The 15392-nt window shown below is 44.9% G+C and carries 10 protein-coding genes; 4 read left to right on the forward strand and 6 right to left on the reverse strand.

Going from position 1 to position 15392, the window contains the following annotated elements; all coding sequences use genetic code 11:
• Nucleotides 1–87: 87 nt before the first annotated feature.
• On the reverse strand, nucleotides 88–924 hold the full coding sequence (locus B4K11_RS17335; protein WP_292955529.1) for a 6-carboxytetrahydropterin synthase: 837 nt from the start codon (nucleotides 922–924) through the stop codon (nucleotides 88–90).
• Nucleotides 925–1067: 143 nt separating this feature from the next.
• Between B4K11_RS17335 and B4K11_RS17340 the strand changes: the two genes are divergently transcribed.
• Nucleotides 1068–1763 carry a pseudouridine synthase gene (locus B4K11_RS17340; RefSeq protein ID WP_292955526.1) on the forward strand — a complete coding sequence of 232 codons (696 nt, stop codon included), beginning with the start codon at nucleotides 1068–1070 and terminating at the stop codon, nucleotides 1761–1763.
• The gene (locus tag B4K11_RS17345) at nucleotides 1760–2800 is read left to right on the forward strand and encodes a methyltransferase (RefSeq protein ID WP_292955523.1); all 1041 of its coding nucleotides are present in this window, start codon (nucleotides 1760–1762) and stop codon (nucleotides 2798–2800) included. Before B4K11_RS17340 ends, B4K11_RS17345 begins: the two co-directional genes overlap by 4 nt.
• Before the next feature lie 26 nt (nucleotides 2801–2826).
• On the opposite strand, the gene B4K11_RS17350 is transcribed toward B4K11_RS17345, so the two are convergent.
• A complete protein-coding gene (locus B4K11_RS17350) occupies nucleotides 2827–3708 on the reverse strand; it encodes a DMT family transporter (RefSeq protein ID WP_292955520.1) in 882 nt (293 codons plus the stop codon).
• 206 nt (nucleotides 3709–3914) lie between these two features.
• Here B4K11_RS17350 and B4K11_RS17355 point away from each other — a divergent pair, with 206 nt between their 5' ends.
• Nucleotides 3915–5315, forward strand: a complete 1401-nt coding sequence (locus B4K11_RS17355; protein WP_292955517.1) for a PLP-dependent aminotransferase family protein — start codon at nucleotides 3915–3917, stop codon at nucleotides 5313–5315.
• A gap of 417 nt (nucleotides 5316–5732) precedes the next feature.
• Here the strand turns inward: B4K11_RS17355 and acnA are convergent, their stop codons facing one another.
• Nucleotides 5733–8465, reverse strand: coding sequence for an aconitate hydratase AcnA (acnA, locus tag B4K11_RS17360; protein ID WP_292955514.1), 2733 nt, complete (start codon nucleotides 8463–8465; stop codon nucleotides 5733–5735).
• Between the two features lie 1065 nt (nucleotides 8466–9530).
• Between acnA and B4K11_RS17365 the strand changes: the two genes are divergently transcribed.
• Entirely contained in the window at nucleotides 9531–12323 is a 2793-nt protein-coding gene (locus tag B4K11_RS17365) for a bifunctional aconitate hydratase 2/2-methylisocitrate dehydratase (protein ID WP_292955511.1), read from the forward strand.
• 81 nt (nucleotides 12324–12404) lie between these two features.
• Here the strand turns inward: B4K11_RS17365 and B4K11_RS17370 are convergent, their stop codons facing one another.
• From B4K11_RS17370 to pnp, 3 genes are all read right to left on the reverse strand, one after another.
• Complete coding sequence (locus tag B4K11_RS17370; RefSeq protein ID WP_292955508.1) at nucleotides 12405–12755, reverse strand: DUF3127 domain-containing protein; 351 nt, start codon at nucleotides 12753–12755, stop codon at nucleotides 12405–12407.
• Between the two features lie 142 nt (nucleotides 12756–12897).
• Nucleotides 12898–13395 carry a peptide-methionine (S)-S-oxide reductase MsrA gene (gene msrA, locus B4K11_RS17375; protein ID WP_292955505.1) on the reverse strand — a complete coding sequence of 166 codons (498 nt, stop codon included), beginning with the start codon at nucleotides 13393–13395 and terminating at the stop codon, nucleotides 12898–12900.
• Nucleotides 13396–13715: 320 nt separating this feature from the next.
• Nucleotides 13716–15392, reverse strand: a 1677-nt coding sequence (gene pnp, locus B4K11_RS17380) for a polyribonucleotide nucleotidyltransferase (RefSeq protein ID WP_292959470.1), incomplete at its 5' end; no start/stop codon positions are given.

Consider the following 15392-nt stretch of genomic DNA (forward strand, 5'->3'; position numbering starts at 1 on the left):
TTGGGTAATCACTCTGATTACCCAAAACAAAAAACCGCAGCTGAGCTGCGGTTTTTTTTGCCTTAAATTTGGCTTAACAAATAAAGGTTATGCCTGTGCTATTGCACCTTTACCTACACCTTCATACGCCTTAACTAGAACCTCATCATTAGGACGACTTAGCTTAATTTGCTGCGCTAAATGGGAGGCAATCAGCTCAACCGTGGTATCCGTATCAATCAAATAGCACACACTTGCAGGCAGACTGATTGAAAACTCACCTTGCGGCGCTTGATAAGCGTATTCATGCACGGTATCACTTTGTGATGTAAGGTGTGACTCAGAACCTATATAGATTTCTTTAAAGCGTTCTGCCCACTCCAACTCTAAATCATTATCTCGCTGTCCATTAATATACAACTCAATTTTAGAACGATGACCATGCGCTATACGCTGGCAGTTACCATCATGCTTTTGCAGGCCATGACTGTAGTGATAGAAAGCGCCATCAATTTTTTCTGGTACAAAACGAATATTTAACCCTTTAACTTCGCCCGGAAACAGATCGAGTAGCTTATCTTTACACCACTCAGCTAATGACTCTTCAGTCACTTCAGGCAGATCAACTAAACAAATAGCCGCTTTAGGTGAGCGACACACAAATCTCTCGCCAGTTTTATACAGCCATTCAACTTGCGTATAACCCTCTTCCGTATGCTGACTCAAACGCGGCATCTGTGTAGGCACAACTAAAGCGTGATCAATCCAGAGATCAAACCATTTTTTAACCTCTTTTTTCACTATACCGAAATCGCAAATCATACCTTGTTCATTTAAGCTTCCATCAAGCTCTAATTGCACAAGCCAAGATTCCCCCATAAGCCCTCTCTGAGGGTGAAGATAGGAAAAATCAACATTGGTAAGATTATCTACAAACAATTTCACAAGCGGGCTCCACGGTTAAGACGCGTATTTTAGCCTAAATTTAGCCGGTAAAAAACGCCGTAGGCTGTAGGGGATAAGCTGCATCAGATATAATAGCTACTTTCTTACATGCTTGACTGACGAAGTGATGAAAAAGTACTGATATGCGCCTCGATAAATATCTATCTCAATCTACTGATTACTCCCGTAAGGAAGTTCGCCGTTTTCTTAAAATGGGGGAAGTCACTCTCAATGGAGAAGAGGTGCGTGATCCATCGATGCATGTGAATGAAGTAGAGGATGAGATCTATCTCAACGGCTATCCCCTTGAGGCCCCTGGGGAAAAATATCTAATGCTAAACAAACCGCTAGGCTGCGTCTGCTCTAACAATGACGGCACTCATCCAAGCGTACTCAGCTTTATCGACCTCCCAAGGGCAAACGAACTAGTTATCTGTGGGCGACTCGATGTCGACACCACAGGGCTCGTTCTAATCACAACCGATGGTAAGTGGGCACATAGAATCACCTCACCTAAGCATAAAACAGGGAAACTCTACCAAGTGGTAACAGCTGACCCTATTCCCGAAGATGCTGTCGATAAATTTGCCCAAGGTATGATGCTCATTAACGACAAAGTCCGCACGAAGCCCGCTGAACTGCGCATTACCGCATCAAATGAGGCAGAAGTTATTCTAACTGAAGGCCGTTACCATCAGGTTAAGCGCATGTTTGGCGCAATCGGCAACAAAGTTGAAGAGTTACATCGAGCAAGTATTGGTAATATCCATCTTGATGAAGACTTAGAATTAGGCGAATACCGCTTTTTAACTGACCAAGAGATCAATAGCATCCAATGAGTGATTCAGCCTTCCCACTGCTTGCTCCATACATCAAGAGCGCAAAAGCGAAAAGCCTTTGGCTAACCGATGAAAATCTTCTCGATACGAACTTACAGCCTAATGAATCAGTTATCTGTATTACCAACCGACTAGATCTACACGCACACTTACAAAAACAGGGCTGGAAAGCCTTCTTTTCTGACTATGACCTATCCATTATCGAAGATAACAGTTTAGAGCGCGTGGTCTATCGTGTATCGAAAGAAAAGCTCGTCACTCACCATCTTATTAATGAAGCTTATCGCTGCCTGAGAGTAGGCGGTGAATTGATCATTGCCGGCGATAAAAATGAGGGGATCAAAACCTATTTCAGCAAAGCTAAAAAGCTTTTAGGAATGGGAGAGACTAGCAAAGTTGATAGAGATACTTGGCTCGCCCAACTGACCAAAATTAATGAATCCAGCGAACAACGGCTAGACGATAAAGATTACCACCAGCTACGCGCTAGCTGCGCAGATGAAAACTTTGAGTATCAAAGCAAGCCTGGTGTTTTTGGTTGGGATAAAGTAGATAAAGGAAGCGCTTATCTTATTGAAAACTTAGATAGCTTTCTCATGACACTCCCTGAACCACCCAAAAGTGCACTCGATCTTGGCTGTGGCTACGGTTACCTATCGCTTAACCTAACTCATTTAGATATCCCCGTTACAGCAACCGACAATAACGCGGCGGCCATCCGCGCCTGCGAACGAAATTTTGATCGCTATCCAATTGATGGCAAAGTTATTCCAGCCAGTTGCGCGCAAGGCATTAGCGAGAAGTTTGATCTGATTGTCTGCAACCCACCTTTCCATGCAGGTTTTTCAATTGATGGAGACCTAACGGACCGGTTTGTAAAAGCCGCACATGATCGTTTGCATAAACGCGGTATCGCTTGCTTTGTCACCAACATGCATATCCCTATCGAGCGTAAAGCTAAGAAATATTTCCATCAGGCTGAATGCATTATGTCCAACGGCAACTTTAAACTTGTACGACTTAGCCATAAAACGTAAAGCGTTTGTTTAGCCCCAGTTAAAAATTAACAAGGACGGCGTTTAACGGTTAAATAAACACCAATAACCGTTACGCCAATGCCTGTTAAAGCATAAGCATTTAACGTTTCACCAAACAAAAACCAAGCCTCCAAAGCGGTAAGTGGCGGCACCAGATAAAAATAACTCACCACCTTACTTGCCTCACCCTCACGGATCATCACTAAAAGCAACAAAATAGCTATCACAGATAACGCCAGCACCATCCACAATAGCGCTCCTATTAATGGCCAGCTCCAGATAACAATGCCGGAATCAAACTGCCAAGCTAATAACGCCATCACCATTGCCGTGGCTAAATATTGATAAAAAGCCCCAACCATTAGATCCACACCTGAACCAAAACGTTTTTGATAGAGCGTACCCACAGAAATAGCAACCAATGCAAGCAGTGCAGCGCTCCATGCTTCCCAACCGGCAACACCTCCCCCCTGAGAATCACTTTGGCTGACTACCAATAACACACCGACAAAACCCACCAGCAATCCTAACCACTGAACTTTATGTAAGCGCTCACTTATCCATAACCAGCCTATCATGGCGGTCAGCAATGGTTGTACACCGACGATAAGTGCCGTTATCCCTGCGGGTAATGACCAACCGATTGCAGCAAAAACACCGCCTAAGTAACACGCATGTACAAGAAACCCTACCATCATCTGATGAGCCGCCTGTTTAGGTGAACACCACTTTGGCTTGCGCCAAAGTAATAGCCCTGCGAAAACCACCAGCGTCAGCAACATACGCAGTAACAAAACACTAAACGGCTCCATATACGGCACCGCATATTTAGCACCAATAAATCCGGTACTCCAAATACCCACAAACGCCCAAGGCACCAACTTTAACTGCTGATCTTTAGTTAACACACCATGCACCTTAAAAAACGTATATTACGGCTTCCCATCACTCTACCAATAGAAATAAGCGATCAACAAAACCCTATGTAGGCTAACCACTCTAAAGAGATAAACCGCGGCGGAAAAGGGACACAGAAAAGCAATTAAAGGGGTACAGAAACACGAACAAGCAATTAAAAAATGATATTTACAGCCTTTTAAAATACCCTGTACCCATGAATAAGTATTCTCAGTTAGTACAGCAACTAAAAAAACGTATCGAAAAAGGCGAGCTGACGCCGGGATCGCGTCTCCCCTCCATCCGGCTTTTAAGTCAGCAATATCAGCTGAGTAAAAACACCGTCATTAGGGCACTGACCGAGCTAGAAAACTTAAAGCTCCTTCAAGCCAAACCTAGACAAGGCTTTTTTGTCTGCGCCCCACAAAAACAGATTCCAGCGCTTCAACCTAAACAAGTAACGCTAGGTGCAACCGCATTTTCTGTGCTCGGCGCAGCAAACAAACCCGGCCTACTTGCTTTAGGTTCAGCCTACCCTGATTCACGCTGGCCTACCGTAAGCTGGTATTATCAACAACAAGCAAAAACCGCTCGCCGTTGGGCACGTGCAAACCACCAGCGCCGCAGCCATTACAGCACTCCTCCCGGAGACCCAAGCCTACGAAAATCCTTAGCCGACCACCTGAACGCCACGGCACTGAGCTGCAATAGTGAAGAGATTGTTATTACCCAAGGCGCACAAGAGGCGCTTTCCCTGTGTCTTCGCTCAGTAGCAGAGGTAGGCGATACTATTGCCGTAGAATCACCTTGTTACTATGGCACGCTCCAATGTATAGAAGCGCTAGGCCTAAACGTATTAGAGTTACCCTCAGACCCGGTACAAGGCACTAATTTAGATGCCCTAGAAAGCGCGCTCAACCAATGGCCAATTAAAGCGGTACTCACTAACCCGAGCTTTAATAACCCCTTAGGCTTCAACCTCGATTTAGCAACGCGTAAGCGCCTGATAAACATAGCCAACCGTTGGAATATTGCTATTATCGAGGATGACGTATTCGCTGAACTAAGCTACAACCAACAACGATCCACCCCTATAAAAGCACTTGATACAGAACAACGCGTGCTGCACTGTGGCTCCTTCTCAAAAACAGTCGATGTTGATATTAGACTCGGTTGGGTACTTCCCGGCCGATATTATGAAAAGGTCAATTATTATAAATACGTTACCAGCATCGCTTGCCCTGCGTTAACTCAACAAGCTATCAGTGAACTATTAATCGGTCGCCGCTATCGCCGCCATCTGATTCAAGTGAGCCGAAGCTATCAAGAACGTGCCGATATGCTCGCTGAAGATGTTCACCGCTACTGGCCAGATAAAACTCTCTTTATCCAACCCAAAGGCGGGATACTTCAGTGGTTTAATCTGCCCGAACAGATCAACAGTGATCAACTCTTTAAGCAAGCACTTAAGGCAGGTATAGGCATCTCCCCTGGTAACCTTTTCTGTGCTGATAATCGTTTCAATCACCACATCCGCTTATGTTATGCACACTACACCCAGAGCGAAGAGCAGGTGACTGCGATTGCTAAACTCGGCGAAATGATGGAAAAGCTCTGAAGGTTTTCCACCGCTGATAGAAATATAACCAACTTCCTATAGCCCTTTATTTATAAGGCTCACAGTGAGCTGCACTCAGACTACTAACGAACTTATCCACAGAAATATGGGATAAGTTTAAAGCACTTCTAAGTCAGAATATTCAGCAATCGGATTTCGACCTTAAGTTTTGGCCAAATATAAGGCCTTAGCCTCACCTGTGAATAAACTCTAGTTTTATCTCAGCGCTCTAAAATGACAGATTGTGAACAATTCCCTGAAAACCTCATTAATACTGACCTACAGCGATTCACTCTCAAGCTATCAACGCACTTATCCACATAAAACTTGGATGAAAAATGATTAGACTTATTCGCTAACATAAAAAAACCGCCGATATCCGGCGGTTTTTCATTTTCGATAACAGCAGTACCGATGTTAGGTATTCGAGGTGATAATATCTCGCAATACCATTGGCAGGATGCCTTTATGACGTATCTGATCTAGCTCTGATGAAGTATCGACTCGTGAGGTCAACTCCAACTGTAGCGATGAGCCATCCGCTCTGTTTATAGTCAATCTGACAGTGCCACGAGGTTCAAGGGTATCAATACCCTTCAGATCGAAGGTTTCAGTGCCATCCAAATTCAGAGAAGCGCGAGTCACTCCTTCCGGTAGTTGCAGCGGTAAAACCCCCATTCCTACCAAATTGGATTTGTGAATACGCTCAAAGCTCTCAGCTATAATCGCCCTTACACCCAGTAGAGCAGGTCCTTTCGCGGCCCAGTCTCTTGATGAGCCGGTGCCATAAAGCTTACCGCCAAATACAACAGTGGAGGTGCCTTCTTCACGATAACGCTCAGCAGCATCGTAAATAGACATCTGAGCCGGTGAACCTTCTGATGGGTAGTAGTTCGTTACCGCGCCCGTAGTACCTGGTAGCAATAGGTTTCTAGCTTTACCATTGCCGAATATACTGCGCAGCATTACATGGTGGTTACCACGGCGTGCACCAAGGGAGGTCATGTCGGCATCAGCAACACCTTGTGAGCTCAGGTACTCACCAGGAGGTGAATCGGGGCGAATACGGCTTACCGGAGAGATGTGGTCTGTTGTTGTGTTGTCATCACACATAACCAGCATACGCGCACCTGAAATATTGTTCAGTGCGTCTTGCGGTGTTTCCAGTGAGAAACCATCGAAGAAAGAGATCTCCTGAATGTAAGTGGAATCCGCCGCCCAGTCATAAACAGGGCCCGTTGGGGATTCCAGGTTCTGCCATGTCGCTGGGCCATCCAAAGAATTCTCATACGTTTCGCGGAACGCTTTCGGGTCCATGCACTCAAGCATGGTCTGGCTGATTTCAGCATTGCTCGGCCAAATATCCTTTAGGTATACAGCGTTCCCATTTGCATCCTGTCCTATAGGCTCTTTGGTAACATCAATATTCACATTACCTGCCATCGCCATAGCAACGACCAGTGGTGGAGACATTAGGAAGTTGGTATCTACATCCGGGTGAACACGGCCTTCAAAGTTACGGTTACCGGATAAAACAGACGCAGCGATAATATCGTGTTTTTGCAGCGCTTCTTCAATGCTCGGTGCCAGAGGACCAGAATTACCTACGCAAGTTGTACAGCCGTAACCAGCCGTATTAAAGCCCAGTGCATCTAAGTGCTGTTGTAGTCCCGCCTTGGTTAAAAAGTCGGTTGCAACCGGTGACCCCGGAGCTAAGGATGTTTTAATGCCGTTAGGTACTGTCATCCCAAGTTCATTCGCTTTCTTCGCCAGCAGACCAGCCGCAATCAATAAACCTGGGTTAGAAGTATTGGTGCAGGCTGTAATCGCAGCTATTACGATATCGCCGTCTTTTAACTCCCTTTCAGGTAGCGGTGCAAAAATACCCGCCTCGTCTGCTTTCATAGGCGTCACTTTTACGACTTCAGGGTTGCGCTCTTTACCTTTCTCTTGGCCTTCAGTCGCTGCTTTTCTGAATACGTTACCAATCTCTGCCAGTGGCAATCTGTCCTGAGGCCTTTTAGGGCCAGCCACAGAAGGCTCCACTGTAGACAGATCAAGCTGAAGAAGATCAGTATAGTGTGGAAGTGCCTGACCTGGCTTCCAAGCCATGTTCTGTGCTTTATAGAATTCGAGTGGTAGATCGCCATCTCTGCCGGTTGCTCTCATATATTCTGCAGAGATCTCATCAAATGGGAAGAAACCCATCGTCGCACCATATTCAGGCGACATATTAGCGATGGTCGCACGGTCTGGCAGGGAAAGATTGGCACAGCCCTCACCAACGTATTCAACAAATTTACCAACAACACCAGCAGGGTATTTTCGCAACATTTCAGTAATGGTTAGTACTAAATCTGTTGCTGTAACACCTTCTCTTAATGCGCCTGTAAGTTCAACACCTACCACTTCTGGTGCCAACATTTGCATAGGCTGTCCAAGCATGGATGCTCCGGCTTCAATGCCACCAACACCCCAACCTACAATGCCGAGGGCATTGGCCATGGGTGTGTGGCTATCCATACCAATAAGAGTATCTGGCACCATCAGATTATTAATATTGAGATAACCTTGTGCCAGGTATTCCAAGTTAACCTGATGAACAATGCCGGTTTGCGGGGGAATAATTCTAATAGTATCAAAAGCCTGCGCTCCCCACTTCAAGAAGGCATAACGCTCTTTATTTCTTTCAGCTTCCAGCTCGCCATTGATTCTAAGTGAAGCAGGGCTACCTGTGTTATCCATTGTAACCGTGTGATCGATAACAAGATCTGCGCGTACTAAAGGTTCAATGATGGTGGGATCCATGCCCATGCGTTCTACAGCTGAGCGCATAGCAGCAAAATCCACAATGGCGGGTGTACCACTCAGGTCATGCATAATAACGCGGCCTGCCGTGAACGGAATTTCGATCGGCTTTGTGCCTTGATGTTCTGTCCAGCTCCCTAGCGCCTGAACCTGCTGAGCCGTGACTCCATTTTGGCCAACATTTCGGGCAATGCCTTCAAGTATAGGACGAAGCGAAAAAGGTAGTTCATCAAGCTTGATGCCAAACAACTCAGCAGTATCTGGAAGACTATGATAACTATGTGTTGTGCCGGGTAGGGTTTTAACTGAACTAGATGGATCGAATTCAATAGAGCTTGTCATTTTTTATACCTTTCGCAAAGAGAGCGCTTCTGGCTCTATGACTTTTTACACGAGTCTCCGGCAATTGCTGCAGTTACTCGATTTCCTTGTCAGTCATATTTTCAGCCGCAAACGAATCGTCATATTTTGCAACATAAATCATTATCCCCATCCAGATTGTCGACAATATTGCCACAAAACACCTTATAGGAAGTAATAATGGCATATTTATGCTTTAATTACATACAATCTAATACTATTTACTAGTGCACATGAGTATTTTTTACAGCTTTAAGTGGTCTGGGTGCAGTTTTTACAGCGAAGAATGACTATGGAAGTCATACCAAGGGATCAAATTACTACCTGAACAGTACTGAGCCTCTATATAGACGGCCCAACTGAATAGCAGACCATCGCCCTATAAACTTGGGGGCAATGGTTAAAGAGAGCATGGAGGTTTTCTTTATAGCTTAGCGAAAAGCCATATTGGCCCATAAAGATAAATAGATAGATACATTCAACAAGCATAAGGAAGTCACACTTAATAAGTGCACAGGCTCCTATATACACGCCAATAATAGAAGAGGGTGAATGAGTAGCTATGAATAGTTTTTCTGTGCTTAAGGGATAGGCGAGCAGCTAGCACTCTTCTAACTTTTTAAACAACTAGATTAAACAGTGCAGTTTAAGCCGAGCAAGATCACGATTCAACGCTATTTTTAGCTATCTAACGGATCGATCAAATCACTAAAGAGATAGAAAGTCGGCTGAAAAAGCTTACGAAAAAGCCCCTAGTTATCTTAATAGCTGATAAAACGGCGATTAACTCACCTTAGGCAGACCTAAAAAATCAAGCATCACCCTCATGATTACTATTTTAAATAAAGAGAAAACCTTTCATATTTATATAAAAATACATATCTACAACCAATGTATACCATACTAAAACACGTTGATTTAAGTACTATTTTTTTAATTTATATCGACTATTAGCTTCATTTAAATAGTTTTCATTGAGCTGTTTGTACCTTTTTCCTTATAATCTCTCCCAAATCATAACTAGATTTAAGTGAGACGTTAGACGCCATGAGTTACTATTCTGAGTACCTAGAAGAAATTGAGGTTCGTAAAAAGGACCTGGGTCTACACCCAAAACCAATCGATAGCGCTGAATTGCTATCTGAAATCATTGCCCAGATCAAAGACACAGGCAATGCAGAGCGTGAAGCGTCTCTAAACTTTTTCATCTACAACACTCTACCAGGTACTACTCCAGCGGCTGGCGTTAAAGCTGCGTTCCTAAAAGACATCGTTCTTGGTAAAGAGACTGTTGCAGAAATCTCACCTGAGTTCGCTCTTGAGCAACTATCTCACATGAAAGGCGGCCCTTCTGTTGAAGCGCTACTAGACATCGCTCTTTCTGATGACGCTCAAGCTAAACCAGCTGGCGAAGTTCTTAAGACTCAAGTATTCCTATATGACGCTGACACTGAGCGTCTTGCTGCTGCTCTTAAAGACGGTAACGCAATCGCTAAAGACCTTCTAGAAAGCTACGCGAAAGCTGAGTTCTTCACTAAGCTTCCTGAAATCGCTGAAAAAATCGAAGTTGTTACGTACATCGCAGCTGAAGGTGATATCTCTACTGACCTTCTTTCTCCAGGTAACCAGTCTCACTCACGTGCCGACCGTGAATTGCACGGCCAGTGCATGATCACACCTGAAGCTCAACAAGAAATCGTTGCGCTAGGTAAGAAGCACCCGAACGCTAAAGTGATGCTAATCGCTGAGAAAGGCACTATGGGTGTTGGTTCTTCTCGTATGTCTGGTGTAAACAACGTTGCACTTTGGGCTGGCGAGAAAACATCTCCTTATATCCCATTTATCAACAACGCGCCTGTTGTTGCGGGTACTAACGGTATCGCACCTATCTTCCTTACTACGGTTGGTGTAACTGGTGGTATCGGTCTTGACCTTAAAAACTGGGTTAAGAAACTGGACGCTGACGGCAATGCGGTTAAAGATGAAAATGGCGACAACGTATTAGAAGAAGCTTACTCTGTTGCAACAGGCACAGTTCTAACTATCGACACTAAAGCTAAGAAGCTTTACAACGGTAGCGAAGAACTAGTAGACGTCTCTGATGCATTCACTCCACAGAAAGTTGAGTTCATGAAAGCTGGCGGTTCTTACGCTCTGACTTTCGGTAAGAAGCTACAGACTTTCGCTGCTGAAACGTTAGGTGTTAAAGCGCCTACAGTATTTGCTCCTTCTAAAGAAATTTCTAACGAAGGCCAAGGTCTAACGGCTGTTGAAAAAATCTTCAACCGTAACGCTGTAGGTGTTGCTTCTGAAACACCACTGCACACTGGTTCTGACGTTCGCGTTAAAGTGAACATTGTTGGCTCTCAGGATACTACTGGCCCAATGACTTGTCAGGAACTAGAAGCGATGGCTGCTTCTACTATCTCTACAAGTGTTGACGGTGCTTTCCAGTCTGGTTGTCACACAGCTTCTGTATGGGACAACAAAGCGAAGGCTAACACGCCTAAGCTAATGGCATTTATGAACGCGTTCGGCGTAATCACTGCACGTGATCCGAAAGGCGTTTACCACTCAATGACTGACGTAATCCACAAAGTATTGAACGACATCACTGTTGATGACCGTGCAATCATTATCGGTGGTGACTCTCACACCCGTATGTCTAAAGGTGTAGCGTTCGGTGCTGACTCTGGTACGGTTGCTATCGCACTGGCTACTGGCGAATGTGCAATGCCGATTCCTGAGTCTGTAAAAGTTACCTTTAAAGGTAACATGAAGTCTCACATGGACTTCCGTGACATCGTTCACGCTACTCAAGCTCAAATGCTTAACAAGTTTGGCGAAAACGTTTTCCAAGGTCGCGTAATTGAAGTACAGATCGGTACTCTACTAGCTGACCAAGCGTTCACTTTCACGGACTGGACCGCAGAGATGAAAGCGAAAGCTTCTATCTGTATCTCTACTGACGACACACTAATTCAGTCTCTAGAGCTAGCGAAATCACGTATCCAGATCATGATCGATAAAGGTATGGAAAACGAAGCGGGCATGCTTCAAGGTCTTATCGATCTTGCTGACAAGCGTATCGCTGAAGTTAAATCTGGCGAAGCGCCTGCGCTTGCTCCAGACGAAAACGCTAAGTACTTCGCTGAGCTAGTTGTAGATCTAGATCAGATCGACGAGCCTATGATCGCTGACCCAGACGTAAACAACGACGATGTTTCTAAGCGCTACACGCACGATGTGATCCGTCCGACTTCTTACTACAATGGCCGTCAGGTTGACCTAGGCTTCGTTGGTTCTTGCATGGTTCACAAAGGCGACATGCAGATCATCGCTGCTATGCTACGCAACCTTGAGAAGAACGGTCCTATTACGTTCAAAGCGCCTCTAGTTGTTGCGCCACCAACGTACAATATCGTTGATGAGCTAAAAGCTGAAGGCGATTGGGATGTTCTTTCTAAATACGCGGGTTTCACTTTCGATGATGAACACCCGAAAGAAGCTGCACGTACTAAGTACGAGAACATTCTGTACCTAGAACGCCCAGGTTGTAACCTATGCATGGGTAACCAGGAAAAAGCTGAAGCAGGTGATACTGTTCTTGCTACTTCTACTCGCCTATTCCAAGGCCGTGTTGTAGAAGATACAGCAGAGAAGAAAGGTGAATCTCTACTAGGTTCTACCCCAATGGTTGTTCTATCTACTATCTTGGGTCGTTTCCCAACGTTGGAAGAGTACAAAGCTGCCGTTGAAGGTATCAACCTAACGTCTTTCGCTCCACCAAGCGAAGACTTAAGCGTTGCACCACAGGCTATCCCAGCTGCACGCATCTAATTACTAGATAACGTGAGCAATAAAAAGCCCCGATCATTCGGGGCTTTTTTATTTATGCTCAAAACTTCAAAGCTTGAATATTTAAAACGGAATATCGTCGTCAAAATCAGTCGGTTGAGGTGCCGCATTAGAGTTAAAGTACTCTGACTCGGAGGCTTCTGCAGAAGACGCTGGCTGAATTTTCCAGCCCACGAGGTTGTTGTAATAGCGACCGTTATATTCTCGACCACGGATATCAAAGCTTACAGTCACTTCTTGCCCGATCTGCAATGATTCGAGAAGACTAACCTTATCTTGTACAAACTCTAGGTTGATCTCTTGTGGATATTTACCGTCATCAACAGTCACGACAATTTCACGTTTTGTGAAGCCACTATTGAACGTTTGCGGGTCTTGAATCAGTTTGATCTTGCCAGTTAGCTCGTAGCTCATGAATGCTTTCCAAAAATATATGAAATTTCTATACAGTCTTCATTAAATCAAAATTAAATAAAGAAATCTTAGTTATCCACAACACAGCAATACACAGTTTCATATCGCCCATAACCACTACACTAACAGCTAAGTCGGCGACCTAGCGCTTAGGTAAAACCCAGCCTGGACGTGGGAAGTGACAGGTATATCCTCCCGGATAGCGTTCGAGATAATCTTGATGCTCTGGCTCAGCTACCCAGAAGTCGCTCACAGGCTCAACCTCAGTGACCACTTTGCCAGGCCACAAACCACTGGCTTCAACATCAGCAATCGTATCCAGCGCAGTTTGCTTTTGCGTTTCATCAACAAAATAGATCGCAGACCGATACGACATACCTTGATCGTTGCCCTGCCGATTAGATGTTGTAGGGTCATGAATCTGGAAAAAAAACTCTAATACAGTACGGTACGAAATCAGATCTGAATTGAACAGAATTTCGATGCCCTCAGCATGAGATCCATGATTGCGGTAGGTGGCATTCATGACATCACCACCGGTATAACCCACACGCGTTGCAAGAACCCCTGGCAATTTTCTAATCAGATCCTGCATACCCCAGAAGCATCCACCAGCCAGCACGGCTCGTTGTTCGGTCATTTGGGTACCCCCTCATTTTAAAAGTTAACAATTCGCAACTGTATATATTTGTTCCTGCTCTATTAAGAAAGTTCAAAACTTTGCAATACTATAAACCCTACCTCTCTCTGAGCCTGACATAAACCTCTTCAACTCTAAATTCTCAGCACTACAAAAAAACAGACTCAATCGAGTAAGCAGTTTTAAGGCAATCTAAGAACCGATCCTATTAAAACATCTACAGGGATTCAAACTTCAGAACATGCAGAAAAAAACCGCCCATGTTTCCAAAGGCGGTTTTTTATCGATCTTAGCCGAAGCTAAGTTGAATGCAATAAAGCTTAGCTAACAGCGTTATCTGCAATCAGATCTTTCATAGATAGTTTGATACGGCCACGCTGGTCTACGTCCAGAACTTTAACCTTAACCATCTGATCCATCTGGATGTAGTCAGTTACTTTCTCAACACGCTTGTTGTCGATCTGAGAAATGTGAACTAGACCATCTTTACCCGGTAGGATGTTGACGAACGCACCGAAGTCTTCGATACGTACTACTTTACCTTCGTAAACCTGACCGATCTCTGCTTCAGCAGTGATTTCGATGATCTTATCAGTTGCTGCTTTAGCCGCTGCTTTGTCAGCTGCGTATACGCGAACAGTACCATCGTCTTCGATATCGATAGATGCGCCTGTCTCTTCAGTCAGTGCACGGATAGTTGCTCCGCCTTTACCGATAACGTCACGGATCTTCTCAGGGTTGATCTTAATCTGTGTTAGCGCTGGAGCGTTGTCTGGAAGCTCAGGACGCGCATAACCGATAACTTTAGCCATCTCTTTTAGGATATGAACACGTGCTTCATATGCCTGCTCAAGAGCGATATCCATGATCTCTTCAGTGATACCTGTAATCTTGATATCCATCTGAAGTGCAGTGATACCTGTTTCAGTACCCGCTACTTTAAAGTCCATGTCGCCAAGGTGATCTTCATCACCCAAGATGTCGGTTAGGACAGCAAAGCCGTTCTCTTCTTTAACAAGACCCATTGCGATACCCGCAACTGGTGCTTTAAGAGGAACACCAGCATCCATCATAGATAAAGATGCACCACAAACAGAAGCCATCGAGCTTGAACCGTTAGATTCAGTGATCTCAGATACGATACGGATTGTGTACGGGAACTCTTCCTGTGTTGGAAGAACAGCAGCAACACCACGACGTGCTAGACGACCATGACCGATCTCACGACGACCAGCGCCCATCATACGACCACATTCACCTACAGAGTATGGAGGGAAGTTGTAGTGAAGCATAAACGGATCTTTACGTTCGCCTTCAATTGCATCGATGATCTGCTGATCACGTGCAGTACCCAGCGTACAAGTTACAACAGACTGAGTTTCACCACGTGTAAATAGTGAAGAACCATGAGTACCTTTTAGTACGTCGATCTGCACATCAATGCCACGGACAGTTTTGTTGTCACGGCCATCGATACGTGGCTCACCGGCAACGATACGTCCACGTACGATCTCTTTCTCAAGAGAGCTAACGATACCAGAAACATCACTAGCAGAAGCTTGACCTTCTTCTTCACCTGAAAGAGCCTCAACTGCTTTAGCACGCAGTTCAGCAAGTGTATTTTGACGCTGCATTTTATCCGCAACTTGGTACGCCGCTGTAATACCTTCAGCAACTTCAGCACGTACTTTAGCAACTAGATCTTCATCTTTTGCTTTCGGCGTCCAGACCCATGCTTCTTTACCTGCTTCAGCAGCAAGTTCGTTAACAGCGTTGATAACTGTCTGCATCTCTTGGTGAGCGTAGAGTACCGCACCTAGCATCTCATCTTCAGATAGCTCTTGTGCTTGAGACTCAACCATCAATACTGCATCAGCAGTACCTGCAACAACCATGTCTAGTTCAGACGTAGCTAACTGCTCGTAAGATGGGTTAAGTAGGTAGCCCGCTTCTTCAGTGAAACCAACACGTGCTGCACCGATTGGACCCTGGAAAGG

The organism is Neptuniibacter sp. UBA6509 (assembly GCA_002435145.1).
Lineage (GTDB): Bacteria > Pseudomonadota > Gammaproteobacteria > Pseudomonadales > Balneatricaceae > Neptuniibacter.

Bases quoted from the DNA above. Each gene is read 5' to 3' on its own strand.
- B4K11_RS17340 (WP_292955526.1), top strand. From the start codon at position 1,068: ATGCGCCTCGATAAATATCTATCTCAATCTACTGATTACTCCCGTAAG.
- B4K11_RS17345 (WP_292955523.1), top strand. From the start codon at position 1,760: ATGAGTGATTCAGCCTTCCCACTGCTTGCTCCATACATCAAGAGCGCA.
- B4K11_RS17355 (WP_292955517.1), top strand. From the start codon at position 3,915: ATGAATAAGTATTCTCAGTTAGTACAGCAACTAAAAAAACGTATCGAA.
- acnA (WP_292955514.1), bottom strand. From the start codon at position 8,465: ATGACAAGCTCTATTGAATTCGATCCATCTAGTTCAGTTAAAACCCTA.
- B4K11_RS17365 (WP_292955511.1), top strand. From the start codon at position 9,531: ATGAGTTACTATTCTGAGTACCTAGAAGAAATTGAGGTTCGTAAAAAG.
- B4K11_RS17370 (WP_292955508.1), bottom strand. From the start codon at position 12,755: ATGAGCTACGAGCTAACTGGCAAGATCAAACTGATTCAAGACCCGCAA.
- msrA (WP_292955505.1), bottom strand. From the start codon at position 13,395: ATGACCGAACAACGAGCCGTGCTGGCTGGTGGATGCTTCTGGGGTATG.